Source organism: Chryseobacterium sp. FW101-FHT12H09 (assembly GCF_058790395.1).
On record NZ_JBYTCP010000001.1, the window covers coordinates 334,194 to 360,491 of the forward strand.

The 26,298-nt window shown below is 34.5% G+C and carries 21 protein-coding genes; 4 read left to right on the top strand and 17 right to left on the bottom strand.

Annotation, left to right across the window (positions count from 1 at the left end; genetic code table 11):
- Positions 1 to 16: 16 nt before the first annotated feature.
- The 5 genes from AC3WRL_RS01475 to AC3WRL_RS01495 all read right to left on the bottom strand — a co-directional run bounded on the left by AC3WRL_RS01475 (position 17) and on the right by AC3WRL_RS01495 (position 9,679).
- Positions 17 to 1,879, bottom strand: a complete 1,863-nt coding sequence (locus AC3WRL_RS01475) for a glycoside hydrolase family 13 protein (protein WP_492329578.1) — start codon at positions 1,877 to 1,879, stop codon at positions 17 to 19.
- Positions 1,880 to 1,953: 74 nt separating this feature from the next.
- Positions 1,954 to 4,110, bottom strand: coding sequence for a glycoside hydrolase family 97 protein (locus tag AC3WRL_RS01480; RefSeq protein ID WP_261511471.1), 2,157 nt, complete (start codon positions 4,108 to 4,110; stop codon positions 1,954 to 1,956).
- Between the two features lie 77 nt (positions 4,111 to 4,187).
- Entirely contained in the window at positions 4,188 to 5,303 is a 1,116-nt protein-coding gene (locus AC3WRL_RS01485) for a SusE domain-containing protein (protein ID WP_214833485.1), read from the bottom strand.
- Positions 5,304 to 5,321: 18 nt separating this feature from the next.
- Positions 5,322 to 6,920, bottom strand: coding sequence for a RagB/SusD family nutrient uptake outer membrane protein (locus tag AC3WRL_RS01490; RefSeq protein WP_214833488.1), 1,599 nt, complete (start codon positions 6,918 to 6,920; stop codon positions 5,322 to 5,324).
- An 11-nt stretch (positions 6,921 to 6,931) separates the two neighbouring features.
- Positions 6,932 to 9,679, bottom strand: coding sequence for a SusC/RagA family TonB-linked outer membrane protein (locus AC3WRL_RS01495; RefSeq protein WP_492329579.1), 2,748 nt, complete (start codon positions 9,677 to 9,679; stop codon positions 6,932 to 6,934).
- Positions 9,680 to 10,014: 335 nt separating this feature from the next.
- Between AC3WRL_RS01495 and metG the strand changes: the two genes are divergently transcribed.
- A complete protein-coding gene (gene metG, locus AC3WRL_RS01500) occupies positions 10,015 to 12,051 on the top strand; it encodes a methionine--tRNA ligase (RefSeq protein ID WP_214833494.1) in 2,037 nt (678 codons plus the stop codon).
- A 155-nt stretch (positions 12,052 to 12,206) separates the two neighbouring features.
- On the opposite strand, the gene AC3WRL_RS01505 is transcribed toward metG, so the two are convergent.
- The 6 genes from AC3WRL_RS01505 to AC3WRL_RS01530 form a co-directional block, all read right to left on the bottom strand.
- Complete coding sequence (locus AC3WRL_RS01505) at positions 12,207 to 12,911, bottom strand: class I SAM-dependent methyltransferase (RefSeq protein WP_214833497.1); 705 nt, start codon at positions 12,909 to 12,911, stop codon at positions 12,207 to 12,209.
- A gap of 253 nt (positions 12,912 to 13,164) precedes the next feature.
- On the bottom strand, positions 13,165 to 13,974 hold the full coding sequence (locus AC3WRL_RS01510) for a siderophore-interacting protein (RefSeq protein WP_492329580.1): 810 nt from the start codon (positions 13,972 to 13,974) through the stop codon (positions 13,165 to 13,167).
- A gap of 268 nt (positions 13,975 to 14,242) precedes the next feature.
- Positions 14,243 to 15,835: an efflux MFS transporter permease gene (locus AC3WRL_RS01515; RefSeq protein WP_492329581.1), complete on the bottom strand. Its 1,593-nt coding sequence runs from the start codon at positions 15,833 to 15,835 to the stop codon at positions 14,243 to 14,245.
- 81 nt (positions 15,836 to 15,916) lie between these two features.
- Complete coding sequence (locus tag AC3WRL_RS01520) at positions 15,917 to 17,032, bottom strand: HlyD family secretion protein (protein WP_261511467.1); 1,116 nt, start codon at positions 17,030 to 17,032, stop codon at positions 15,917 to 15,919.
- A 24-nt stretch (positions 17,033 to 17,056) separates the two neighbouring features.
- Positions 17,057 to 18,367, bottom strand: a complete 1,311-nt coding sequence (locus tag AC3WRL_RS01525) for a TolC family protein (RefSeq protein ID WP_492329582.1) — start codon at positions 18,365 to 18,367, stop codon at positions 17,057 to 17,059.
- Between the two features lie 88 nt (positions 18,368 to 18,455).
- Entirely contained in the window at positions 18,456 to 19,301 is an 846-nt protein-coding gene (locus AC3WRL_RS01530; RefSeq protein WP_492329583.1) for a helix-turn-helix domain-containing protein, read from the bottom strand.
- A gap of 70 nt (positions 19,302 to 19,371) precedes the next feature.
- Here AC3WRL_RS01530 and AC3WRL_RS01535 point away from each other — a divergent pair, with 70 nt between their 5' ends.
- Positions 19,372 to 19,845 carry an Mpo1 family 2-hydroxy fatty acid dioxygenase gene (locus AC3WRL_RS01535; RefSeq protein WP_214833587.1) on the top strand — a complete coding sequence of 158 codons (474 nt, stop codon included), beginning with the start codon at positions 19,372 to 19,374 and terminating at the stop codon, positions 19,843 to 19,845.
- On the opposite strand, the gene AC3WRL_RS01540 is transcribed toward AC3WRL_RS01535, so the two are convergent.
- Positions 19,842 to 20,909: a DUF2891 domain-containing protein gene (locus tag AC3WRL_RS01540; protein WP_492329584.1), complete on the bottom strand. Its 1,068-nt coding sequence runs from the start codon at positions 20,907 to 20,909 to the stop codon at positions 19,842 to 19,844. The two genes, AC3WRL_RS01535 and AC3WRL_RS01540, sit on opposite strands and share 4 nt — an antisense overlap.
- A gap of 158 nt (positions 20,910 to 21,067) precedes the next feature.
- Between AC3WRL_RS01540 and AC3WRL_RS01545 the strand changes: the two genes are divergently transcribed.
- The gene (locus AC3WRL_RS01545) at positions 21,068 to 21,925 is read left to right on the top strand and encodes a DUF4349 domain-containing protein (protein WP_492329585.1); all 858 of its coding nucleotides are present in this window, start codon (positions 21,068 to 21,070) and stop codon (positions 21,923 to 21,925) included.
- A gap of 50 nt (positions 21,926 to 21,975) precedes the next feature.
- Here AC3WRL_RS01545 and AC3WRL_RS01550 read toward each other — a convergent pair whose 3' ends face one another.
- The 5 genes from AC3WRL_RS01550 to dnaA form a co-directional block, all read right to left on the bottom strand.
- Positions 21,976 to 22,353 (bottom strand): hypothetical protein, encoded by a 378-nt coding sequence (locus AC3WRL_RS01550; protein ID WP_492329586.1) that lies wholly within the window; start codon positions 22,351 to 22,353, stop codon positions 21,976 to 21,978.
- Between the two features lie 149 nt (positions 22,354 to 22,502).
- Entirely contained in the window at positions 22,503 to 23,201 is a 699-nt protein-coding gene (locus AC3WRL_RS01555; RefSeq protein WP_214833598.1) for an SAM-dependent methyltransferase, read from the bottom strand.
- A 4-nt stretch (positions 23,202 to 23,205) separates the two neighbouring features.
- Positions 23,206 to 23,706: a Cif family virulence factor gene (locus tag AC3WRL_RS01560; protein ID WP_492329587.1), complete on the bottom strand. Its 501-nt coding sequence runs from the start codon at positions 23,704 to 23,706 to the stop codon at positions 23,206 to 23,208.
- Position 23,707: 1 nt separating this feature from the next.
- Complete coding sequence (locus AC3WRL_RS01565) at positions 23,708 to 24,157, bottom strand: low molecular weight protein-tyrosine-phosphatase (protein ID WP_492329588.1); 450 nt, start codon at positions 24,155 to 24,157, stop codon at positions 23,708 to 23,710.
- Between the two features lie 105 nt (positions 24,158 to 24,262).
- On the bottom strand, positions 24,263 to 25,717 hold the full coding sequence (gene dnaA / locus AC3WRL_RS01570; protein WP_214833607.1) for a chromosomal replication initiator protein DnaA: 1,455 nt from the start codon (positions 25,715 to 25,717) through the stop codon (positions 24,263 to 24,265).
- 137 nt (positions 25,718 to 25,854) lie between these two features.
- Between dnaA and AC3WRL_RS01575 the strand changes: the two genes are divergently transcribed.
- Positions 25,855 to 26,268: an acyl-CoA thioesterase gene (locus AC3WRL_RS01575; RefSeq protein ID WP_214833610.1), complete on the top strand. Its 414-nt coding sequence runs from the start codon at positions 25,855 to 25,857 to the stop codon at positions 26,266 to 26,268.
- Positions 26,269 to 26,298 lie beyond the last annotated feature (30 nt).

The following is a 26,298-nucleotide window of genomic DNA, read 5'->3' on the forward strand; positions in this document are numbered from 1 at the left end:
AAATAAATTTTTGTAACTATTTTTGTAATTCAATAATTAATGAAGTTTTTGCGGGTATGCTCATGGTACTTTGTAATGAAAATTCTTTTCCCGAGATGATATCCTTTCCTTTTTGGACATGATTCAAAGATTCAGCAAAACGTTTTAAATCTAATATCTGTTCTTTTTCATTGTTGTTCAAAACGACCATCACACTTTCTTTTTCATTATATCTGAAATATACGAAAACATTGTTTTGAGGAATATAATTTTTAGTTTTTCCGGTGTGAATGACTTCTTTTCCTTTTCTCCAGTTCAATAACTTTTGGGTAAATTCATAGAATTCTTTCTGTTTTTCAGTTTGGTCTGAAGGATTGAAAGCATTTTGTTGATCCGATCTCCAACCTCCCGGAAAGTCTCTTCTGATATCTGCATCACCACCTTTCTCTTTATTCCCTCTCATCCCTATCTCCGACCCATAGTAGATCTGCGGAATTCCACGCACTGTAGAAATTACAGTTAATCCCATTTTATAAGCTTCCGGATTGGCATTAAAAATTTCGTTCCATCTTTCGGTATCATGGTTTTCAAAGAAGACCATCACATTATTGATATCCGGATAAAGGAAGTCACTGGTGAATACATTATACAATTTAATCAATCCACTATCCCAGCTTTCTTTTTCATTAAATGCTTTGGGTAAATCACCATACAACATGAAATCCATTACAGAGGGTAAATTAGAATTATAGTGAGCCGCCTCTCCAGTTTTTGAATCTTTTTGCCATGCTGAAATCTGACCAGCAGTATAGAGCCAGGTTTCTCCAACGATATTAAATTTCGGATATTCATCAGTAATTGCTTTCGCCCATTTCGCCATTGCTTCTTTATCATTATAAGGATAGGTATCCACACGAAAGCCTCTTAATTCAGCATACTCGATCCACCAGATTGCATTCTGGATTAAATATTTAAGAACCAGGGGATTTTTTTGATTGATATCCGGCATTGTTTTATCAAACCACCCGTCTAAAGCATATTTTTTATCAATTTCAGAAGCGTTTGTATCAAACTGAGTTGTTGTTTTATAATTAGAACGATAGAAACCTTTTTCTCCTTCATCAAACCAATGGATCCAGTCTTTCATAGGTAGATCCTTGATCATCCAGTGTGAAATTCCCCAATGATTGGTCACATAATCTAAAACCAATTTCATTTTTCTTTTGTTCAACTCACGGGATAGTTCACGGTATTCTTCATTGGTCCCATAACGACCGTCAATTTTATAAAGATCCGTCTGTGCATATCCGTGGTAAGAATACACTTTTTCGTTATCTTCAGTAACCGGAGTTAGCCATACTGATGTTGCTCCTAAATTTTGAATGTAATCAAGATTATTGATAATTCCCCGAAGATCTCCGCCATGTCTTCCATTGGGAAGGTTTCTATTGACTTTTTCGGTGAGATCAGGTCGTGAATCGTTCTTTTCATCTCCATTAGCAAAACGGTCAGGCATGATAAGGTACATCACATCTTTGGAGGTAAAAGATTCCCGATTTGCCGAATTTGATTCTCTTTGTTTGAGTTCATAAGAATAAGATGCTATATTTTTCCTATCCTTTTTCACGTTGATCTTAAAATTACGAACTTTAATTTCGTTTGTATTGACCGTAAGAAAAACATAGTTTGGATTCTCAACTTTCTGAATATCTTTTATTTGAATTCCATCTGACAGCTCAATTTCATTCTCAGCAATATTTTTCCCATACACTAATATCTGAAGTTCAGGATTTTTCATTCCTTTCCACCAAAAGGCTGGTTCCACCCTTTCTAATGTTTTTAACTGTGAGAACGCAAAAGAAACCGCTGAAAGAGCCAATATTACATATAGTTTTTTCATAATGGATTGGTTTAAAAAAACCTTACAGGAATAATCCACCTGTAAGGTTTAAGTTTTAAGTTTAATCTTAAAATTTATTTTATGGGCTTGATAGAGATTGCAAAACCTCCGCTTCTTACCATTTTGAAATTGATCTTAGACTTGCTTGTGATCTGCTTTTTGTAGATGTTATAGCTTTGTGGGTTGTCTATATAATCAGCATCTTTTCCATCTTCATATACTGTCGCTTCATATTTCTGACCTTTATCTAAGAAGGAAAAATCTACCGTGTATTCACGTTTATTTTCATCGGTGATTCCTCCTACGAACCAATTTTCAGTTCCTTTAGCCTTTCTTGCTGTGATTACATAATCTCCAGGTTCAGCAGCTAAGATCTTAGTATCGTCCCAGTCAGCAGCTACATCTTTAATGAATTGGAATGCATCCATATGCTTCTTATAATTCTCGGGTAAATCAGCAGCCATCTGAAGTGGCATATACATCGTTACATATAATGCCAATTGCTTTACTAAAGTCGTTTTTACAAAACGTTTATCACCAGGGAAATAATAATCTAATTTGGTTTGGAAAATTCCCGGAGTATAATCCATTGAACCTCCCATCCATCTTGTAAATGGTAAAATAGTCTGATGATCTGCATTATTTCCTCCAAATGCTTCATATTCAGTTCCACGAGCTGCTTCTGCAGAAATATAGTTTGGATACGTACGGCTTTCTCCTGTTGGACGTACAGATTCGTGAGAATTGACCATGATCTTATATTCATTCGCTTTCTCAGCAATCCTGTAGAAATGATTGATCGTCCACTGGGAATAATGGTGTTCCCCTCTTGGAATAATATCACCAACATAACCCGTTTTTACAGCATCATATCCATATTTATTCATTAATTGGAATGCTTTGTCGGACCATCTTTCATAATTCGTTGCAGAACCTGAGGTTTCGTGGTGCATGATCAGTTTAATTCCTTTGGAATGAGCATATTCATTTAGCATCTTGATGTCAAAATCCGGATAAGGAGTGATGAAATCAAAGACAAATTCTTTTGAATGTCCGAACCAGTCTTCCCAGCCGATGTTCCAACCTTCAATTAAAAGTCCCTTAAATCCATTTTCTGCAGCAAAATCAATGTATTCTTTAACTTTTGTATTGTTCGCAGCGTGTTTTCCATTTGGAGTCAGCTTTGTAAAATCAGTTTTGTCTAAATGAACATTTTCTGCAGTAGAATAAGCCCATTGAGATTTTCCGATGATCATTTCCCACCATACACCCATGTATTTTGTAGGATGAATGTATGAAGTATCTTTATATTTTGTCGGTTCATTAAGATTAAAGATCATCTTTGAATCCATTACCTCTTCTGCTTTTGGAGAAACAATGATGGTTCTCCATGGTGTAACTGAAGGAGTCTGAATATATCCTTTTGCTCCCTGTCTGTCTGCAGTAAGGTGTGTTTTGAATTTGAAATTCTGAGCATCCACTTCTAAATGTGAAGCTGGATAATCTAAAACAGCTGCTTCTGCAACATTAACATATAAAGGATTTTTTCCTTCTTTTTTAAGCATTAATGGGGACTGAACTGCATTTTTAACCAATGACTGAGAAGCATTTGCATCAAAAGCCTTATCCCATCTGCCTGGAATTTCAGAAATCTTTGTTTCCTGATACTGATATTCCTGAGAATCATAATCGGCCACAATCCACCAAGCTTTCATATCAGTAGGAAAATCGATTTCAGAATCTTCCTCTCTGATCACAAAATAATTAAGATTTTTTTGCTGTGGAAATTCGTATCTGAATCCTAGTCCATCATTAAACAATCTGAATTTCACAACGATACTTCTGTCTGAAGAAGCCTGGTTAAGGGTAACCGCTAATTCATTATAGTTATTGATGTAATTTTTCTTTTCACCAAGTATCGGCTGCCAGGTTTCATTTTTAGAATCCCTTTTCTCATCTGTTTTTGTAAAACCGTTATTAAGGTCAAATTTTGCATCTTCCGCCTTAGCAATTTCTGAGGCAAACTTGATAGCTGAGTCTTTAAATAATCTCAATCCTAATTTAGAATCTTCAACAACTATAGCCCCATTATATTTTAAATTATAATAAGGTACTCCCTGCTTTAACTGAAAGTCCATTTCGAACTTTCCGTCGGGTGATTTTAAAGTTTGTGCATTAACGCCCGCAAACATCATTGAGAACAATAAAGCTCCAACTGTAATTTTCTTCATAATGACTATTTATAAGTTTTAAAAATAAATAAAGTGCTGCTAAAAAGCAACACTTTATCAGGCAATTCAGCCTGTTTTTATAATTTTGTAATCTTTAATTTGTAATCAGCAGAATTATGCAGATCTAATTCTATTTTATAATTACCTGCAACTGTCACTTTATATCCTGAATCACCAGTTACAGTATCTTCAATATTTAGGTAGGTCTGAACTGCAGTCCCCGACACTAAAGTCTGATCAGCATTTGCAGGTTGAAACTTTATAGCCCAATCGTCATTAGCTCTGAATTTAAACAAACCCGTGCTTGACAATTGAATTGAAGCTATTTCATATTTTTTAGTAGCAGGATTATAAACAAAATCAGTATCTGAATTCCAGCCAGTAGGCGTAGCATCTCCGATAATTCCAAAATTAGCTGCTACAGCAGAATAGGTATTTGCACTCCAATCTACTTTTAGATAATGAGTTCCAACAGCACTTGCAGTTATATCCGAACCGTCCACTTTTAATTTACCTGTATTCGTGCCATCATCTCCTTTATTACCAGGCCAATCTTGATTGATTGCAAATTTATATTTGCCCTTATCACTTGCTAAAGTAGTAACATAAATGAAACCTCTGTATTTCCCATCTTTTTCAGGTGAAAACAAATTGGGAGAATTTCCAGGAGTCCAATCTGCATATCCTGCTGCTCCGGCATATGCTCCCGGTACATTTATTTTAGGATAAACTAAATCTGGGTTTGGAGTATAAGGTGTTACCGTTACATTAATTACATTTGAGTAAAAAAATCCGGATCCTACAATTGTCTTTAATCTAATTTCTATCTGATTCGAAACATCTGGAATTGCCCCACAACTATACATTGCTGCATTCATTTGAGCATGGGTCATAGGAGACTTTATTAAATCATTACTGACATCAAAAGTAGAACTGTCTTTAAAACCTTTTCCTTTAACTCCAAATTCTATTTGCTGTTGCGTTACAACAGCTATATTAAATGTCGGCTTTGTCCAGGTAAAATTAATCACTGCATCTCCTGAAGTAACTTCATTTAGTACAACAGTAGTTTTATCGGAAGAAATCTTAGCTTGATTTACTTCATTTATTATAGCCTGATCTTCATCTTTTTCACAGGAAATAATCAACAGAGCAACAAAAGCTACGGCTATTATTTTTAAAAAATGTTTCATTTTAGATTCTGTTTTAAATTAATAACCAGGGTTTTGAATCAGGTTTGGATTAGCTACAAGATCTTTTGCGGGAATTGGGAAAAGATTTCTAAAGCTTTCAACTGCTTTTCCATCTTTTATATTTCCTTTCCAAGGCCATAAATAATCTCCTGTAGTATATCTTCCGAAACGAATAAGATCAGTTCTTCTGGTCATCTCCCACGATAATTCTCTGGATCTTTCATCCAAAATAAAATCTAAATTAATAGAAGTAACATTTCCACTGGTATTTTCGTAAGCTCTCTCTCTTAATTGGTTAATATAACCAACTGCTGTAGCAATATTTCCACTTCCCCCTCTAAGGGTAGCTTCAGCATACATTAAATAAATATCTGCTAAACGGTATAATGGAATATCAGCCTCAACCCATGTTTTGTCTGCTCCGGCAACACCATTACTTTTAATATTTTTAAACTTGACAAAAGCATAACCATCATTAAATGAACCTAAATCATTAATTTCAAGATTTTGATCTGTGGTAAAGAAATTACCTCTCTTATCAGCACCATTCGCCGGAAATTTAGCAACAAATGCTTTTGTAGTTCTAAGACCACCCCAGCCGCCATTAACACCATAATTTACAGCCTGCATTGACCCTCCGATAGCAGCATGAACCAAATAGGTAGTTCCACCATTGGTTTGTGTATTAACACCATCAAAGTTAACCGTAAAAATAGCTTCAGGATTATTTACATTATTGTCTGCAAGAAATAAATCTCCGTATTTAGGTTTTAAAGAATAACCAGCAGCTATCACTTTATTACAATATGTGATACAGTCATTATTTCTTTGTGTTCCTGTGTATACAGACGCATTAAGATACAATCTTGCCAATAATGACCAGGCTGCTGCTTTGTCTGCTCTTCCATAAGCATTTGCCTTTGGATCTTTCAAATCATTGCTACAAGCCAATAATTCCTGTTCAACAAAATTAAACAAAGCCGCCCTTTCAATTCTTTGAGGTGGGTTTGTAGATCCCGGAAGGTAATCTTCTTTTACGAAAGGTACATTTCCAAACATATCTAATGCGTGATAATAAGATTGTGCTCTTAAAAATCTTGCTTCAGTACGCATATATTTTGCCTGAGCTAAATTATCCCCCGTAATATTATTCTCCGCTAATTTTTCATCTGTTACATTTCTCAAGAATTCGTTACAAAAAGCAATTTCTGTAAAAATTCTATAATATAATGCTGCGATAAACTCATTTGAAGAATCCCAGGTCATCTTATGGATGGTATGCAGGTTACCATCATTCCATGCGATTACGGCTTCATCGGTAGATATAACATTCATAGTATACATCAATCTTGTATACTGAGAAAAACCACCATTAATACCATTGATATCAGTATCAGGATAGTTTGCTCCATCTCCACTTACCTGACCACCCATAGCAAGTCCACCATACAATTTTGCCAGAATATTAGGATAATTTCCAAAATCCTTATAAACATTTGCAGAAGTGGCATCTGTAATAGGCTCTCTTTCAAGATCATTAACACATGACGTCACAGATAACAATCCGATAACGGACGCTGTTAAAAATATATTTTTAAAATTTCTATTTGATTTCATCTTACTACTAATTAAAATTGAAAATTAAGACCCAATGAATAAATTCTAGGCATTTGATAATAACCATTGTCTATCCCGTTGAAAACCTCGGGATCAATACCAGAATATTTTGTAATCACAAAAACATTCTGTGCCATACCATACACTCTTAAACTACTTCCTTTAGAGAATACTTCTCCAAAATTATATCCGACATTAATATTGTCTAATCTTAAGAATGAAGCATTTTCCACATATATATCTGAAAAATATTGGGGTAGTGAAAATTGATAAGCAGGTGCTGTTGAATACACATTTTGTAAATATTCATTTGTAGATGCCGACTGCAATGAACTGTTTGAAGCTGCATTATTATAAACATAATTACCTAATACTGCTCTTGCGCTTAATCCAAAATCCCAATCTTTATAAGAAACTTTGGTAGAGAATCCTAAAATTGCATCGGGTGTTGTAGATTTATAATAATACTTATCTGAAGTATTTATTATTCCATCACCATTTCTATCAACATATGCTCCATTCAAAGGCTTTCCGTTGTTGTCGTAAACCTGTTGATAAACCCAGAAAGCATTTGGTGCATACCCTACAGCATGAGCCTGAATGGTATTTCCTGATCCACCCTCGATTCCTCCGACAGGAATATTAAAACTTGCATCAGCTCTTTCCAGAAGATTAGTGACCTCCGGTTTATAATGAGTTGCATTAAAATTGACCTCCCAAGTGGTATTCTGATTTTTAATAGGAATTACAGTAATACTCCCTTCAATTCCTTTATTTTTCATATTTCCTACATTAAGTAGGTTTTGATTACTTAAGTCTCCTGCAGCAATTGGAGAAAGAACCAGTAACTTCTCAGTATCCTTCTGGAACAAATCTATGGAACCAAAGATTCTATTATTTAAAAATCCATAATCTATTCCTAAATTCTTAGTTGTTGTTGTTTCCCAAGTAAGATTAGGATTATAAATATTAGGTCTAAACATATAATAGTATTGATTACCAAATTGATAGTAAGCACCATCATTACTTGGATTATATGCTGCATAAGCCGGATAATTGAATGGTTTATTGCCATCTAACCCAGGTAACTCCTGCTGTCCTGTTTTCCCCCAACCTGCTCTTAGTTTCAAGGTACTTATTGAAGAAACACTTTTGATAAAGCTCTCTTCATTTAACTTCCAAGCTACCGATACTCCTGGGAAGTTACCCCATAAATTATCTCTTGTTCCATTAAAAAAACGCGAAGATCCATCTCTTCTTATAGATCCTGAAACAATATATTTGTTTGCTATAGTAAATATTGCTCTTCCATAAAAAGATATTAATGTATTTTGGGTTTCAAAATCATTATTAATTTTGGTTGGGGCATTTCCTTTGTAATTGATAGATCCGGGAATAATAGTTCGAAAATCCTGGTATGAATAACCTGCAGTAACATCAACTCCCGTATTAATTGAAGAAATATTTTTAATGTAATTAAAATAAGTTTCCAATAGCTTATTCTTTTTCTCCATTCTAAAGATGGTAGAACTTCCCATATCGTTCACTCCGGGTCTGTACAGTGCACTTACTTTTTTCTGTCCGTCACTTCTGGTATAATCATAACCAGCATTTACATTAAAATGTAAGTCTGGCAGAAAATGAAACTTATAATCTAACTGGATATTTCCTAATCCTCTTAAAACTGATGAAACATCATGAATTCCATTAATCATTCCTAATGGATTTGAGTTAGCATTTACATTCGTACCATTTACAGATCCGGCATCAAGCCATTCATAATACCCTCCAAAATTAGAATTCCCTGAATACACAGGTTGTGTGGGATCGAAATAAGTTGCTGTTTTAATCACACCACCATCTACGAATCGGTTATCAGTAAAAGTTCCTTTTGTACTTACATTTACGGATAAGTGATTATCAAAAAACTTGGGGTTTAAATTCAAGCCTACCGATGTCCTTCTAAACGAATTGGTTTTTACAATACCATTCTGCTCATTATAACCAAGTGATAAACGGTATGGCAAGCCTTTGATTCCACCCGATAATGCAATGTTATTATCTGTGCCCCATGCTGCCTGATAAATTTGATCTTGCCAGTTCGTATTTGCATTCCCTAGTTTCGTTTTATACCCTGCAGGAGCATAGGTATTTACAAAATCCCTGAACTGGTTAGCATCTAAAACATCTACATTCCCCATTTTTGTAGAAACCGAAGCAACCGTAGAGAAATTAACTCTGAATCTACCTGCAGTTCCTTTCTTTGTGGTTATTAAGATAACACCATTAGTTGCACGGTTACCATAAATAGCCGTTGCGGATGCATCTTTTAAAATATCAAATGTTTCAATATCATTTGGGTTGATCAATGATAAAGGATCAGCTGCACCATTAACTCCCACAAAGTCCTGTGGAACACCATCAATAACGATGAGTGGTGAGTTATTACCATTTAAAGAAGCCGTTCCCCTAATTCTTATCGCTGTTCCAGATCCGGGAGCACCACTATTATTCGTAATTTGTACACCTGGAGTCTTCCCTTGTATCAGCTGGCCTGCGGATGTAGCACCTCCGTTGAAATCTTTTGAAGATACTGAAGTTATGGAACCTGTAAGATCTGATTTCTTCTGTTTTCCATATCCAATCAATACAACTTCCTCTATTTTCTTTTCTTTAGTAACAGAGTCTTGTGCATAAACCATTGTACCAGCTAGTAAAAAGGCAGGCGCAATTTTTAATACTGTTGTAAAATTTCTCAAAATATTGTTTTTTTTAGTTTCGTTTCTGTAGTAATACTGGTAGAAAGCCAGCTTTGCAATTTATAAAAAAAATATAATTATCATAAATTTAATAAAAATTCAGATAATTTTATGTAAATTGAACGACCTCCAAAGATTAGATATCTGCTTTCCATTTACTTACACAGTCATATGTCATGCATAATAATATTCTACATTTAATATAAAGTTAAACAACCGTTTAACAAATTGTAATATTTGTTTTGTATTTAAGGCCTTATTGAAGGTAATGTTTGCAGACTATCACAAATTTTCGAGAGATATTCCGTATATTTGTAGTTAAATTATTACTATAAATGTCAAACAGAAAGATGATTACGGCAGCTTTGCCTTATGCAAACGGACCGGTTCATATAGGGCATTTGGCAGGTGTTTATATTCCTGCGGATGTTTACGCAAGATTTCAAAGAAGATCAGGAAAAGATGTAGCGTTTATCTGTGGTTCAGATGAACACGGAATTCCTATTACCATAAGAGCTAAGAAAGAAGGAGTTAGTCCTCAGGATATTGTGGACAAGTACCATGAGATCATTAAAAAGTCTTTTTCAGATCTGGGAATTTCATTTGATGAATATTCCAGAACGACTTCCAAAAAACATTACGAGACCAGTCAGGATTTTTTCAAGACTCTTTATGAGAAGGGAAAATTTACTGAGGAGGTTTCAGAACAATATTTTGATGAACAGGCTAATGAATTTTTAGCTGACCGATATATCGTTGGAACATGCCCGAATTGTGGGAATGAAAATGCGTATGGAGACCAGTGTGAGAGATGTGGTTCTACTCTTTCTCCTTCAGAACTGATCAATCCAAAATCAATGTTAAGTGGAAATGTACCAATTCTTAAAGAAACCAAAAACTGGTATCTTCCTTTAAATGAATATGAAGATTTCTTGAATGAATGGATCATTGAAGGTCACAAAGACGACTGGAAACCCAATGTATACGGACAGGTAAAATCATGGCTGAATGATGGTTTAAAACCTCGTGCAATGACCAGAGATTTAAACTGGGGGGTTCCGGTTCCACTTCCGAATGCGGAAGGAAAAGTATTATATGTATGGTTTGATGCACCGATCGGATATATTTCTTTTACCAAAGAATGGGCTGAGAAAAATGGAAAAGACTGGAAAGATTACTGGCAAAGTGAGAACAGTGATCTGGTACACTTCATTGGAAAAGATAATATTGTTTTCCATTGTATTATTTTTCCGGCGATGATGAAAGCTCATGGAAATTATATTATGCCGAAAAACGTTCCGGCATTTGAATTCCTGAATCTTGAAAATGATAAGATTTCAACGTCAAGAAACTGGGCAGTTTGGGCTCATGAATATGTTGAAGAATTTCCGGGGCAACAGGATGTTTTAAGATACGCATTGCTTTCTTCAGCTCCTGAAACCAAAGATAATAACTTTACCTGGAAAGATTTCCAGACGAAAAACAATTCTGAACTGGTTGGAATTTTTGGTAACTTCATTAACAGAGTTGCTGTTCTTATCCATAAATATTATAATGGAGTTGTTCCACAGGGAGATGTAAATACTTCTGAATTAAAGGAAATAAATAAATCTGCTAAGGAAATTTCAGCTTTTCTGGAAAACTATGAATTCAGAAATTCTTTGACAGCATTAATGAATTTGGCTCGTTTTGGAAACCAATATCTTCAGACTGAAGAACCTTGGAAAACCATTAAGGATAATCCTGAAAAAGCAGCACATTCATTATTTGTTGGTGCTCAGATTGCTGTAGCTTTAGCTCAGTTATGTGAACCGTTTATGCCTTTCAGTTCTGAAAAGTTGTTGAATATGTTTAATGTTCAAAAATTGAGCTGGAATGATGTTGAAACAAAATCTGTTTTAATTGAAACCGGACATACAATTAATGAATCATCACTTCTTTTCTCAAAAATAGAAGATGATGTTATTGAGGCTCAAATTCAGAAACTTGAAAATACGAAACAAAATAATAAGAAGACAAACCCTAACGCAAAACCAATGAAAGAGGAAATTACTTTTGACGACTTTACAAAAATGGATCTTAGAACAGCTACGATCACTGAAGCTGAAAAAGTAGAGAAAGCAGATAAATTATTAAAGCTTACCGTTGACACAGGGGTTGATGTAAGAACAGTAGTTTCAGGGATTGCAGAAAGCTTTAGTCCGGAAGAACTGATTGGAAAGCAGGTAATGATCCTATTAAATCTTGCACCAAGAAAGATCCGTGGAATTGAATCCCAGGGAATGCTATTATTAACGACAAAACCAGACGGTAAATTATCTTTCGTTACTCCAGACGACAGCAATGTTGAAAATGGTATCGAAATAGGATAATCAGCTCTATTTATAATAAAAAGACGCATGGAGTTCCATGCGTCTTTTTTATTTTCTTCCGCCATTGCGAGGAACGAAGCAATCTCATCATCAAATCTAAATTATTTATTTTTCAATTTGAGGTTGCTTCGCTTTGCTCGCAATGTCAAAACGTTTTACTTTTTTGTTAATCTAGCTAAATAGGCATCCTCGTCCTGCATTACTTTTTCAATGGCAAATCCATTATTCTCTGCAGCGTTTTTTAGCGTTTGAAAATCAAGATACAACCATTTTATAGGCTCCTCTGATTCTTCTTTGTAATGAACCACATAATCTAATTCTCCATAGTACCCTTCTGCAGGAATGTATATTCCACCATCCTCATCTCTATCGAACATATACAGAATATCTGTACTATCAATTAAGATTTGTCCGTTATCGTTAAGCAAAGATCGTAATTTTTGAAGGTAGGTATCGATTTCGGCCAGGCTCCCAAATATTCCGGTTCCATTCATTAACAGTAAAACCGTGTCAAAAGTTCCTTCAGCGAAGTCAAGCATATTTTTACAAACAGCATTTTTAATTCCTCTGAGTTTACAAACCTCAACAGATTTTGGCGAAATATCTAATGCTACAACATCCAGATTTCTTTCGTTCTGAAGATACAAAGTATGTGAACCTGCTCCTGCTCCAATATCCAAAATTTTTCCATGAGCTAATTCCAGAGCTTTCTGTTCGAGATCGTTCATCTCTTCAAAATCTCTGAAAAGATATTCTACCGGAAGTTCATCGAGTTCAGAAATCGAGGTTTCAGTTTGCAAATCTTCAGGATTGTCATTGTGATAATAGTCCCAGATCGCCTTACCCATTAAATCTTTCATAGCTATTTTTAATGGGGCAAAGATACGGGTTTGACTTGAAAAATAAATACAGGATATATTATTACAGATATTGGCAGAAGCTTATATCCACAATAACTTTATAGCCCCGATAGTAACGGTTACCCCGCAGCAAAGGATGGGAATGGTTTGGAGCGAGGAGTATAAGTGGATAGCGGGAAAAAGCTCCTTATTATCATCTAAAAAGAAAAAATGTCTGTCATTAAAAAACCCGAATGTAATGTCTAGGCTCTATTTATTGATCTGAATTCATTTCTTTTCGGCGTTCAGTTTGTGATTCATCCTGAGCCACACCAGCCTTCCAATAGGAATATGCATACAGCTCCGATTGTTTCCAATTTTTTTCTTTTCTGAAATAAGAACGAATTTCTTTTACTGTTGACAGTTCACAAGCGAGATATCCAAATTTTGAGGTTTCGGGAATCACTACATTTCTCACCGTTTCAGTCAGGTTATTTCCTAAATGAGAATCGGGATTATGAACCCATATAAACTCAATATCAGCTTTAGTTTCTATTTTTTGCTCGTCTTCTTTTCCATGAACCTCAATCACGCAAACTCCTTTTGCCGTTTCCGCAAGGGTTTCTAAAATAGCACTTAAAACCGGGATAGCCGTACCATCACCAATCAGAAAATACCAATCGACCTGGGGATACAATTCTTTCCTCTCTGTGCGCATCATTATTCCTAATTTTGAACCTTTCTCTGCATCTCTCGCCCATTTTGAAGCGGGGCCACCGTCACCATGATCCACAAAATCAATAAATAGCTCATTGGTCTTAAAATTAATCCCACGATGGGTATACGTTCGGATGGATGGTGCTACCTCTTTCGAAGGATGGATCCACTGATGACCGTCCCAATCTGGAAAGTAAATTTCATTCAATTCCTCTGGAGGAATGGCAATTTTATTGTTATCCCCGATGGTGGTATCTTTAAATTGTAAAACATCTTCCGAATGGAGATATACCCTGATAAAATGTGGTGTTATGTACTCTTTTTTAGTGACTTCTGCAACAATCTGCCCGGCTTGAATTTTAGTCATAACTGAAATTTTAAAATTAGATGTAGCTTCAATAAATACATGAAGCCCTTTAATAAATGAAAATGAATAATTATAATTGTCTTCATTAACCCTTTGCTTTGAGCAATGCAAATGTACTTAAATATTATTTTTATTACGTCTAAATAAAAATAATATTATATAAAATTATTCATCACAGCTAATTCGTTGTTTTTTATGATACACTAGGAAAACGTAAAACCCCAGCTTAAAAAAGTCCGGGGTTTTACTAGTGAAAAACAAGGTATCTTCAGATGGCAGGACCTGCCGCATCTTTTATTTCTTCTAATAATTGTTTACGTTCTCTCAATCTTCTTCTTGCAATAACTGATTTTCCACTAAGCATTCTGATAAATCTCAAATACTGAAAACGTTCTTTTCCAAAATGGTGTGTCAGGACATAGGCTAATACCCCAAAACCAATCAAAACAATACAGCCGAATATTTTTTTGCCTGCAATAATGATCGCATTGAGTTGGACTGTTTTCATATTTCCGGCCAGAGTTTGCGGACTTATTGTCATGCCATCGATGTAAACAGCCAGATCCCCAATTGCCACAACTTGAAAATGATATTGAAACCAAGAATAGATTGCAGAGAAAAGACCAACAGCGAGGAAAGTTCTCCAAACCAATACAAGACCTATGGCCGCGAGCATATCATCAAGTTCTAATTTATCCAAAGTATAAAACCAAACAGAAATGAATAACGAACACATTCCATAGCCTTTTAAAAACATAGGAAGATACCATCTTTCATAACTAAACTCCAGCACCATGGAAAAGTACATGATCATTGCATATCCTACCATAGCAGAAAACCCAGAGAAAATAAACATTTTGAGTGGTTTTTCTTTTTTAAACCAAAAAACAGCAATGAGTCCAGCCAATATAATTCCCGGAATCATCAGAATATTAAGCCTGGCATTGGTTAACTGATCATATCCTAAAACACCTACTGCAAAGGTATTTTGTAAGGTCGTTGTACCTAAAAACATCCCAAGCCAAAACAACATAAACAATCCATTTTGCACATTATTTCTTTTGAATATGGTGAATGACAAATAAGGTCTTTTTAACGTTAACTGACGGATTGCCAATAATGCAAAACTTACAAAAGCACCAATACTGGCATTCATTATTTTGGAGGAATTCCACCAGTCCTGTTGTTTTCCAAATGAATACACATAAGCTGAAAACATGAATGTGGAAACAAAAAGTAAAATACTCAACCAATCAATATAATGCAATGGAACTTTAAGAGCAAAATATTTATCGTGCATAAAAATCCAGTGTATCAACGCTAATATAAAACATAAGACTGCTACAATAATGTAGAAATGTTGCCAGTTATACAATATAGAAACCTCTACTGCATAATAGCTTGCAATCTGATTCATCATCAAAACGAAGGTATAAAAGGCTCCATAAAATACACCGCGGTTTCCTATCATTGCCATTAATGGCAAGAACAGTTCAATGGTCACCATCATTTTTAAAAATCCAATGATCAAAGCAGTGATTACCATTACCATTGGTTGTAAGGTTGTTGCATTTACATAGCTCAATAATCCCAAGAGAACAAGGATTAAAACAATCTTGTCACGGACCTTGAATCTCATCTTCATTCTAAGAACTACCGGCATACAAGCCCCCATTCCTATCGTTGTGGCATAGTTCGCCCAAATAAAATATTCTGAAAGGGCTCCGGTACCACCAACGAGATAACTGATATTACCAGTGTACACTCCACCCAATGGCATTACCACAGCTAATAGCAGCACAATAAGCAGAAGCTGAACCGGTTTTGGAACCCAGTCATGATATAAACCTTTGTTGTACATATTTATATTTTTAAAGTTGAAAATTGATGGTGGAATATTGAAAAAAACTCTTTACAATTTTAATTTTCATCCTTCAATTTTTTAATCTTTCACATCAATATTCACATTCATATTCATTCCGGCGCTGAGCTTACTGATGTCTTCTTTTTTATTAGAGGCTGTAAATTCTATTCTAACCGGAATTCTCTGCTGAACTTTAATAAAATTACCTGTAGAATTATCTGTAGGAACATTTGAATATCGCGATCCCGTAGCTGCTGAAACTGCTGTGACTATTCCTTCAAATTTTTGTCCGCCTAATGCATCAGCAGTCATCATCATCTTTTCTCCGATCTTAATATGGGGCATCTGACTTTCCAGAAAGTTAGCCGTTACCCATTTTTGACCATTTAATACGATGGTCGCTACCTGTTGTCCCGGCTGAATTAATTGACCCTCGGAGATTGTCCTTCTTCCCATTACCCCATCATAAGGAGCCGTAATTACAGTGTAAGAAAGATTTATTCTCGCCATATCTAAGGCAGATTTTGTTCTTTTTATTTCAGCATCATTAATTCCTAATTTGCTTTTAACCTCGGTTGTAGAAAGGTTAGCTGATTGTTTTTGATTAACTAACGTTTCATAAGCTGCTTTTTGGGCATCATACTCCGTTTTTACCTGATCAAACTGTTGTCTTGTTACCGCTTCAGAAGCTAAAAGGTTTTTATATCTGTTTAAATTCTGTTCAGCATTCCACAATCTGGCTTTCGCTCCTGCAATATTAGACTGCATTACATTTACGTTATTGGAAACCGTATTAACTGATGAACTTGTCGCTGAACGTTGTGCCAAGGCATTCTGATAGGCAGCTTCCGCCTGTCCTAACTGTGTTATGATTTCATTCTTATCTAAAATAACTAAGGTATCGCCCTTTTTTACCTGTTGGTGTTCAATGAATTTTATTTCTTTAATATATGCTGAAACTCTGGTATTAATAGGATTGATAAATTCTTCCACCTGAGCTGCTTCTGTATAACTCTTATCTCCAATGTGAAAATATTCCCTAACCAGCCAGAATAATCCAAAACCTATTACCAGGAATACAATGATGTTAGAGATAATTGCTCTTATTTTATTTTTCCTCGATTCTTTTTTCTTAGCTACTACACTTGATGCTGTAGAAGCCGGTTGTGTATTTTGTTGTTCCTTGTTTTCCATTATCTTGATTTTCAGTTTTAAAAATTAAAGTGTTCCTGTCGATTTCAAAAGATTATAGTATTGATATAAAACATTGATCTCAGCATTCGCAAAATCCAATTCTGACTGTAACTTTTGATTTTGAGCATCGATCATTTCCGCCTGTACCGCAAGCTGGTTTAAGTATTTAGCTTCAGTTATTTTATAGTTTTCTTCTGCTAATTGTTTAGCATCATTAAGGATATCTGCCTGCTGAATCGATTCCTGATATTTTACGTAGGCAGCATTTACCCCCATATCTATATTCTGCTGAACTAAAGTCATGCTGTCATCTGCCTGGTTTTTTTGTATTTCTCCAAGCTTAATTTTCTCTTTAGTTTTATAAAGATTATCAATATTATAACTTAAAGAAACACCTGCCTGCCAACCTCCGGAATACATATCCAAAACAGGATTTCTTGTAGTAATCGGCCTTTGTAGCGTATAACCTCCAAAACCAGATAATGTAGGAAGCTGATCTGTTTTTATAATTTCAATGTTTTTACTGGCCATATCAATATTGGTTTTTGCAGATTTTAGCTGTGGATTGCTATTATGGGCCAGGTCTACATAATAATCCATTCCAATTCCTGCTTCTTTACTCGCTAAACTCTCAATGGGAATAATTTCAGTATCAGCGGTTAAACCTAGGGCAATATTTAAATTATAGTTAAGGATCTTTCTATTGTTGACCAATGTTAAAATCCCCTGATCTAAATTTTTTATTGCCAACTCACTACGGATCACCTCATTTCTAGTTACCATACCCTGTTGGTAGAATTTTTGAATATTCTTTAAACGTTCCTGAGCCAACTTTTTATTATTTTGGAAAACGGATTCCTGATTACGGATCTTATAAACATCGAGATAATTGGATATCACTAAAAGTTTAACATCCTGCTTATTTTTCTCTAAATCTAATTCAGAAAGTTGCTCACGAAGTCCGGCCAACTCTATAGACTTATTCACCAAACCGCCTTTAAATATCAATTGAGTAGCCTGTACAGCGTATGAGCTACCGTAATGAGGCATCGGAATATTGGTTGAGTTGGAAAAATCTTTATCAATTGCAACCGCATCACCTAAATAAAACTGACTTGTAGAAGCTGTAATATTAGGTAGCTTTTGAAGTTTTGTAATATCAGTCTGCTGCTTCGCAATATTTATATTGTGAGCCGAAACTTTTAATTGCTGATGATTTTGAAGTGCCAGTTCAGCAACTTCATTTGCTGTCATCTGTTTCACCTGCTGTGAAAAAAACAGCGTAGGAAATATCGCTATCAGAATTGATAGTGCTGTTTTTACATTATTTATCATTTTACCTTGTTTTACAAAGGCAAAGTTACGGTGGTAAGTAAATCAAACAAATGCTTGATTTTTGGAAAAAGATGTTCAAATGTAGGATTTAGCTTTCAAACTGATTCCTGTATTGGCTGGGACTTACTTCTAAATGTTTTTTAAAAAAATGGGAAAATGAGTATTGATCACTAAATCCAAGAATACTTGAAATCTCTGAAACCGGCCTTTTAGAGGAATTCAAAAGAACTTTAGCTTCATTAAGTACTATCAGTCCGATTATCTGACTTGCAGACTTTCCGGTAATCGACTTCACGACTGATGAAAGATGTCTGGTTGTAATCGACTGTCGTTCGGCATAAAACTCCACACTTCTATCTTGTTGATGATTTTCTGCAAGATCATTTAAAAAAACAAAAACAATCTCTTCCTGTCTTGACATTTGCCCCATAGAATTGCTGTCCTCCTTAGAAATAATTCCCGCCATCTGATAGCAAAAAACAGAGAACAGATGCTCTACAATTTCCTTTTTGTACATCATTTCAGTATCAGAATCGAGTATATATTTAAGGAAGTTTACGCTTTTCCATACCATTTCCATTTCATCTTCCTGAAAAGGAACCCCTTTGTTCATTTGTTGTCTAAAGTAGCGATAGGCAATTAAGCGATTAAACTTTAATGACAGAGCAGAAATGAATTCTCTTTTGTAGGAAACCATTCTGGATTGAAAATTTTCACTTACTGATACCATTTCATAGACAGTTTGTGGATCTGTCACCATGAACATATTCGGAGTAAGCTCTAAATCACTAAAATGCTGGCGAAGTTTTATCGTTCCGCTTTTTATAAAAATAAATGCAGGATTATCCGGACGAAAAGGCTTTTCGGCAGAAATTCTTTCAAAAATATTATGTTGTGTAAAAATTTCAACACCAAATTTTTCTAATGCAGACATATAGCAAATTTATTCAATCTCTTGGACGGTTGCAAAATTTTATTAATTTAGTATGATCCAAATCCACATCATGAGAAAGATAGATCTTTTCTTCGCAGAATATTGTAAGAGCCACAAAAACAAAACCAATAAATTGATCCATTGGATGTGTGTTCCTTTAATTTTCTGGACTATATTAGGTTTTGTTTCTCTTATTCCATCACCACATATGTGCTCTCCTTACTTTGGCTGTATCAGTATTATAAGCATCATTGCTGTAGTTCTGGTTACTGTATTTTACCTGAGATTATCTTTACTGATCAGCTTTATTATGCTTATTATAATGATACTGATGGAACATTTGGTATACACTGTCAATATTCATTTTTGGAAAAGCTCATGGATCATTTATCTTTCAATATTTATCATCACATGGATTTTACGTTTTTTAGGACATAAAATAGAAGGCAAAAAACCTTCATTCGTAAAAGATCTTCAATTCCTTTTAATGGGTCCTATCTGGCTTTTGACGTTTATTTTAAAAAAAACAGGAATAAAATATTAATCTTCTAGTGCATATACTGCAAAGCTTGCAAGCCAGTGATCGCCACCATAATTCCCCTGAAATAACAAAGGCAATCCATTGGCTAAGAATTTATCCGCTGTTTTAGCAAAGTCCTTTTTTAAAGGATTACCATCGGGAAGTGCTTTTGCTATTCCTTTCATACACCATGCTTTTGAAAAAGATAACCCCACTAAATGAATCGTTTGATAATCGGTTAAATCACTGACAACAGGAATCTTTTCAACATTCTCAAGGCTTCTTTTTTCGTAGAAATTATTTAACCATTTTACAAATTCCTTTTGTGGCAGAACACGTCTCATCAGATCAGCAATTTCAAGACTTGGAGAAAAGAAATCCGAGCCATCAGGCTCCAGATAGGCAGGTGTCTTCTCATCAGCTAAATAGAAATATCTTGCTTTTTCTAAAAGTTGATTTTCAAAATCTTTATCTTTACTTGCTCTTGCCCAATCTATGGCAAAAGCCATTGCAAAGGCAGTGTTTGGATGAACACCAGTACGGTTAGGATAGGTTTGTTTTGGCAGAAAGGTTTTCCAGGATTTTAGGATCTGATCAGTTAAAGGTTTTAGATTTTCGTGCCAGATCTTAGCTTTTGGGTGATTCCAGGTCATCAACTCTTCATCTAATTTCAGTAACCACCCCCAACCATATGTTCTTTCAAAAGTAGTTGTCAATTGATATTTTGTAAAGTAATCAGCTTCAGATTGTAAATTTTCTTTTTGAAAAGAACCATCAAGGATCTTTTCGATTTCTTTTGCGTTCGATAGGTTGGGTTTTGTCTTTAGTAACCTTACCAACATCCAATGCCCATGAACAGAGCTATGCCAATCGAAACAGCCATAAAAACTTGGATGTAGATTTTTTGGACTTAAAGCTACCTCCGTTTCGTTGTTAATGATGTGTGCTGTTTTATTGGGATATTCCTGATTGATACAGTGAAGCGGTTTATCCGCGAGTTTTAATGCGATATCATCCGTTAACTTTGGAATCTCTTGGGCATACAAGAAAAATGGAGCACATATAAATACTAAAAGACTTTTTTTCATTGAATAAAAATAAGAAATAATTTGAATCTTAATAACCCTGACCAGTTCAAATATCAATTTTATAAGCATTAATCTTTAATCCAAATTTTTATTTAAAAAATTAAGTCAATCTGTAATTTTCAAGCATAGTTTTTGATAGGATACATAAAAACTTACTAATGAAAAACCTTATCCTTCCTTTATTTTGCCTACTACTTATACATTGCCGTAAATCTGATGGTGTTGTCCAACATGAGGCCAAAGCTGACCTGATGGAAGTCTTACAGGAAGATAAAAACATTCCTTCTGAAAATGAACCTCCACCTCCACCCTCTCAAGAACAAAAAAGAGAAAACTCTTCCAAAAGATCAGATACTATTTCTAAGAAAATTATTAAAAATGGAGATATGCGCATTCAGGTTGGAGATATTAAAAAATCTCACGGTCAGGTGAATGAAATCTTAAAGAAAAACAAAGCCTATATTCAGACTGAAAACTTTAGAAACTCAGACGTAGACGAGAATTTAGACCTTACCATACGTGTTCCACATAAAAGTTTTGATGCCCTCATCAATTCTCTTTCGAGTGGTATGGGTTCAGTATTATCAAAAAATATTTCATCGGAAGATGTCACTGAAGAGTATACAGATGTTTCCATAAAATTAGCAAATAAGAAAATTTATCTTGAAAAATACCGTGATCTGCTTAAGGGTGCATCTACTACAAAAGATATGCTTGAGATTCAGGAAAAAATTCGTGGTTTAGAGGATGAAATAGATGTTGCAGAAGGAAAACTTCGTTTTATCGATGACCGGGTAAATTACAGCACATTAAATTTAAGTCTGTATAAAGAGAAGGTAAGAAGCTCAACTACATCACAAATAGGATTTGGAAGTCGTTTTGGAGATTCTATTACTCAAGGATGGAATAGTTTTATAAGTTTCATATTAGGTCTAATCTCATTTTGGCCATTCTTTTTAACGATCCCTTTAATTATATTCTTGTGGAGAAAATGGAAAGGAAGAAGAAAAAAATAAACAAAATCCGAATATGAAATTCATATTCGGATTTTTATTGATTAAAAGGTCTAGGCATTGAAATAATCTTTTACAGTTTCCAATACTTTTTCATCTGACATCTGTTGCGAGGTATCTAAGGTAATTTTCAGATCTCTGAATTGAGCCGTATCATGCAGATAATGTTTTAGCTCCTCCTGAACAATTCCAGGTCCTGTAATATAGACCTCCTGAGAATTGGTCAATAAATGCTCAACTTCTTTGAAAAACTTTACTCTATTGGCTTTTTCAGCATTATTACCAGCATTCTCACTGGAGTTCCCATGCTGTTTCTCAGCTTTTACGGGATTACAAAGAAAAAATTTAAAGGCATTTTGTGCATCATGGTTTTTCACTACGATGGCTTTTTCAGTATCTATCCAGATTCCTGCTAATTTCTTGTCTGACATAATTTAATTTTTTAAAGTTATGCTAGGTCAAACAACAATAATGCAAAGGGTGCGTTAATGCATGTTAAATAATTCTCTTGTCTATTTAACAGAAGAACAACCGTAAAGTTTCTCATGAGATTTATTCGCCTTTCGGCTCGCAATGACAACTATTTTCCTAAAACAAATACAGCGGGAATTTTATGAAGTTCCGGTTTTAATTTTTGCCATTCCTTGATCGTTTTTGTCAGAATGAACTCATGCTCCGGATCATTAATATTAGCTGCAATACAGAGTTTTGTATGAGGAGATAAAAATTTGCACAGATCTTCAAAAAGAGGATTATTCCGATATGGTGTTTCCATAAAAATTTGAGAGTAACCTGTTTTCTGTACAAGACTTTCTAAATGCAGGATCTGTTTCTTTTTTTCTCCTTTTTCAATTGGAAGATATCCATTAAAGGAAAACTCCTGACCGTTAAACCCACTGGAAATTAAAGCCAAAATAATAGAAGATGGTCCAGAAATAGGTAATACCCTAATATTTTTCTCATGACACCATTTTACAACAAGGTTTCCAGGGTCAGCGATACAAGGGAGTCCAGCTTCGGAAAGCAGTCCAAAATCCTGACCTTTAAGCATCAATTCCTGAGCATCTTTTATATCTGCATTCTGAGTATATTTATCCAGTAAAAACAGTTTCAGATCTGATTGCTTTTTATCGGGAGCGAAAAACTTAATAACTTTTCGGGCAGTCTTTTCATTTTCCACAAAAAAGTAATCGGTCTGCATGATATAATCATTCATCACAGGTGAAAAATGACTAAGCGGTGTATTTTCAGATAAATAGGCAGGAAGTAAAAAAAGCATTATATTATTTTTGGGTTCTTTCTTTTAGTGAAGGTTGTGGGTAATATTTTGTTAAGTCCATGGAAAATGAAACTGAAGTAATTTTCCAGATACCTTTGATCTTCATCAGTGTCCAGATCTCTTTTCCCCAATTGCTCATTTTTCCATCATACCAGAAACTATAGTCAAAGTTTGCCGAAGCGATTGATCCATCTTCAATAATTTTAATATGATCAAATTTCTCTTCTGATTTATCATCTTTAAATCCAGCAATAAAAGTCTTATAATTATCAGAGAAATAAGCTTCAGCCTGAGGATTTTTCTCCAGACGTTTTGCTTGAGTTCTGTCCGTATATATTCCAGTCCAAAGTACTGGTTCCTGAAATAGGGAAAGAAACTTTTCTTCATTTCTGTTTTTGATGCATTCCATAAAATCACTCATCACTTTTCGAATGGCAACCTCATCTTTAGTTTGAGCAAAGAATATACTGGAACTTAAAATAAATATTAGAAAAATATATTTCATATTAACTTAAAATTTGCTTACTTATCGTATTACAGGCCTGATCCAAAAGCTGGTATACATCTTCAAAATCATTCATATCACCCCAATATGGATCGGGCACTTCTGCATCTTTATGATTTCCAGCCGCTTCTAAAAATAAAAATATTTTCTGTCTCTGCTCTTCATTTTTAGCTTTAGAAATAACATCTCCATAAATATCAATATCCATGCAATAGATTTTATCAAATTTTTCAAAATCAGCCTTTGAAATAGGTCTGGACCTTTGTTTTGAAATATCAATTCCGTGATTCGAGGCTGTTTTTATTGCCCGCTTATCCGGGTGCTCCCCTTCATGCATTGAAATAGTCCCAACGGAATCTACAAAAAAGCCATCAGGAAGTTTTGTCTTCATAATTCCTTCTGCCAAAGGGCTTCTGCATATATTCCCTAAGCATACCATCAATATTTTCATGTGAATAAATCTATCTGTTTATGAGTAGTAACGTAAGAAACAAAATTAAACAAAAAATGAAGAATAATTCTATCCTTCATTTTTCTTTATATCAAATTAAATTATTTAATGCTTTATTCTTTCAGTAAGTTCCTTTACGTATTTTTTCACTTCTTTATCGATCTTTGAAACATCTTTTATTGTTTCGCACGCATACATTACAGTTGAATGATCTTTGCCTCCCATCTCTTCACCAATTTTAGTAAATGTGGCATTCGTAAATTCTTTAGCAAAATACATAGCTAACTGTCTTGGAAGAGCAATTTCTCTTTTTCTTGTCTTAGAAAGTAGCTGCTCTCTTTTAATACCAAAATAATCGCATACAATCTCCTGAATATAAGGAATATTGATGATTTTTTTCTGATTAGCAGCAATCTTGTTGATCGTATCTTTTAATAATTCTAGACTTAGATCAGATTTATATATTGTGGAATAGGCAATTACTGAGTTGATTACTCCAATAAGTTCTCTTACATTGGTTTTAGCTTCTGCAGCTAAGAAATCAAGCATATCTTCTGTAAGAACAATTCCGTCTCTGCTTAATTTATCAACAATAATTTTTCTTCTGGTATCAAGATCCGGAGATTTGATCTCTGCTGAAAGTCCCCATTTAAAGCGGGAAACAATTCTATCCTGAATATCCATAATATCTACAGGTGCCTTATCAGAAGTCAGAATGATCTGCTTTCCATTTTGATGTAAATAATCAAAAATATGGAAGAAACTATCTTGAGTAGCTGATTTCCCAGAAAGAAACTGAATATCATCAATAATTAAAACATCTACCATTTGGTAAAAGTTTGCAAACTCAGTTTGTTTATGAGCTTTAGCTGCCGATATAAACTGCTGAATAAATTTTTCAGAAGACAGATAAAGTACTACTTTATCCGGAAACTGGCTTTTAACTTCCAAACCTACTGCTTGTCCTAAGTGGGTTTTCCCTACCCCATATCCACCATATAAAAATAATGGATTAAAAGCTGTTGCTCCAGGTCTTTTTGCAATAGATCTTGCTACTGTAGCTGCAAATTTATTACTCTCTCCTTCTACGTAATTATCAAAAGAAAAATCTGATTTCAGATTAGAATCTATATTTACTTTTTTAATTCCGGGTACTACAAAAGGATTAACAATATTGGATGAAAAACCCTGCGGCATTGTTTCCTGCATTTTCGGAGTAGGAACACTCTTTCCTTTCATGTTCATTGTAACGGGTTTTTCTAAACCATTAGGCTTATTTTCCATTACTGAATACCATAATTTAACTCCTTTTCCTATATTTTTCTTCAGGGCAGCAGAAAGTAAAGATAGGTAATTATCTTCTATATATTCCTTGTAAAAATCACTCGGCACCATTAATGTAAGATTGTTGTCAACCAAAGAGATTGGCTGCACTTTATCAAACAGTAAGTCGAAAGACTTTTCAAGTTTTTTCAAATCAGAATTATCTTCAGCTGCGTTAAGATTGTCACGCATAAACTGAAGGCACTTCTGCCATATCATCATTAAATTTTCATCCATATTTATGCCCCGATTAATTCTTTAGTTAGTACTGTGTTTAGAAGGAAGACAAAGGTCTAATTTTTTATTTTCAAAAAAAAATATTGCAGGTATTGATTATTTAAAAATATATTTGTATGTATAATTTGAGACCCAAAATGATACATACAAAACACTCAATACGAGTACGTTACGCCGAAACAGACCCAATGAAATATGTATACTACGGCAACTATGCAGCGTATTTCGAAATTGGCCGAGTTGAGCTATTTCGAGCCATAGGAATATCATATGATGAAATTGAAAATCAAGGAATTTGGTTACCAGTTTCTGATTATAAAATTAAGTATTTAAAACCAGCTTTATATGATCAAAAATTAGAAATTCATACATATATAAAAAAAATACCTGGAGTAAGAATAGAATTTGATTATGAAATCTATAATGAAGAGGGTATAAAAATCACGGAAGCCTCCACTACTCTGTTTTTTTTAGATTCAAAGACCAATAAAATCATCAAATGCCCAGATTATCTTCTAAAGCTTATTGAAGAAAACTGGAAAACAGAATGATAATATGTTGCATAATTAGCCATGAGATTC

What these genes read in the sequence shown, in the direction of transcription:
- AC3WRL_RS01475 (WP_492329578.1), bottom strand. Translation starts at nt 1,879, where the DNA reads ATGAAAAAACTATATGTAATATTGGCTCTTTCAGCGGTTTCTTTTGCG.
- AC3WRL_RS01535 (WP_214833587.1), top strand. Translation starts at nt 19,372, where the DNA reads ATGAGAAAGATAGATCTTTTCTTCGCAGAATATTGTAAGAGCCACAAA.
- AC3WRL_RS01530 (WP_492329583.1), bottom strand. Translation starts at nt 19,301, where the DNA reads ATGTCTGCATTAGAAAAATTTGGTGTTGAAATTTTTACACAACATAAT.
- AC3WRL_RS01520 (WP_261511467.1), bottom strand. Translation starts at nt 17,032, where the DNA reads ATGGAAAACAAGGAACAACAAAATACACAACCGGCTTCTACAGCATCA.
- AC3WRL_RS01510 (WP_492329580.1), bottom strand. Translation starts at nt 13,974, where the DNA reads ATGACTAAAATTCAAGCCGGGCAGATTGTTGCAGAAGTCACTAAAAAA.
- AC3WRL_RS01560 (WP_492329587.1), bottom strand. Translation starts at nt 23,706, where the DNA reads ATGAAATATATTTTTCTAATATTTATTTTAAGTTCCAGTATATTCTTT.
- AC3WRL_RS01525 (WP_492329582.1), bottom strand. Translation starts at nt 18,367, where the DNA reads ATGATAAATAATGTAAAAACAGCACTATCAATTCTGATAGCGATATTT.
- AC3WRL_RS01480 (WP_261511471.1), bottom strand. Translation starts at nt 4,110, where the DNA reads ATGAAGAAAATTACAGTTGGAGCTTTATTGTTCTCAATGATGTTTGCG.
- AC3WRL_RS01550 (WP_492329586.1), bottom strand. Translation starts at nt 22,353, where the DNA reads ATGTCAGACAAGAAATTAGCAGGAATCTGGATAGATACTGAAAAAGCC.
- AC3WRL_RS01515 (WP_492329581.1), bottom strand. Translation starts at nt 15,835, where the DNA reads ATGTACAACAAAGGTTTATATCATGACTGGGTTCCAAAACCGGTTCAG.
- AC3WRL_RS01505 (WP_214833497.1), bottom strand. Translation starts at nt 12,911, where the DNA reads ATGAAAGATTTAATGGGTAAGGCGATCTGGGACTATTATCACAATGAC.
- AC3WRL_RS01485 (WP_214833485.1), bottom strand. Translation starts at nt 5,303, where the DNA reads ATGAAACATTTTTTAAAAATAATAGCCGTAGCTTTTGTTGCTCTGTTG.
- metG (WP_214833494.1), top strand. Translation starts at nt 10,015, where the DNA reads ATGTCAAACAGAAAGATGATTACGGCAGCTTTGCCTTATGCAAACGGA.
- dnaA (WP_214833607.1), bottom strand. Translation starts at nt 25,717, where the DNA reads ATGGATGAAAATTTAATGATGATATGGCAGAAGTGCCTTCAGTTTATG.
- AC3WRL_RS01565 (WP_492329588.1), bottom strand. Translation starts at nt 24,157, where the DNA reads ATGAAAATATTGATGGTATGCTTAGGGAATATATGCAGAAGCCCTTTG.
- AC3WRL_RS01490 (WP_214833488.1), bottom strand. Translation starts at nt 6,920, where the DNA reads ATGAAATCAAATAGAAATTTTAAAAATATATTTTTAACAGCGTCCGTT.
- AC3WRL_RS01575 (WP_214833610.1), top strand. Translation starts at nt 25,855, where the DNA reads ATGATACATACAAAACACTCAATACGAGTACGTTACGCCGAAACAGAC.
- AC3WRL_RS01555 (WP_214833598.1), bottom strand. Translation starts at nt 23,201, where the DNA reads ATGCTTTTTTTACTTCCTGCCTATTTATCTGAAAATACACCGCTTAGT.
- AC3WRL_RS01540 (WP_492329584.1), bottom strand. Translation starts at nt 20,909, where the DNA reads ATGAAAAAAAGTCTTTTAGTATTTATATGTGCTCCATTTTTCTTGTAT.
- AC3WRL_RS01545 (WP_492329585.1), top strand. Translation starts at nt 21,068, where the DNA reads ATGAAAAACCTTATCCTTCCTTTATTTTGCCTACTACTTATACATTGC.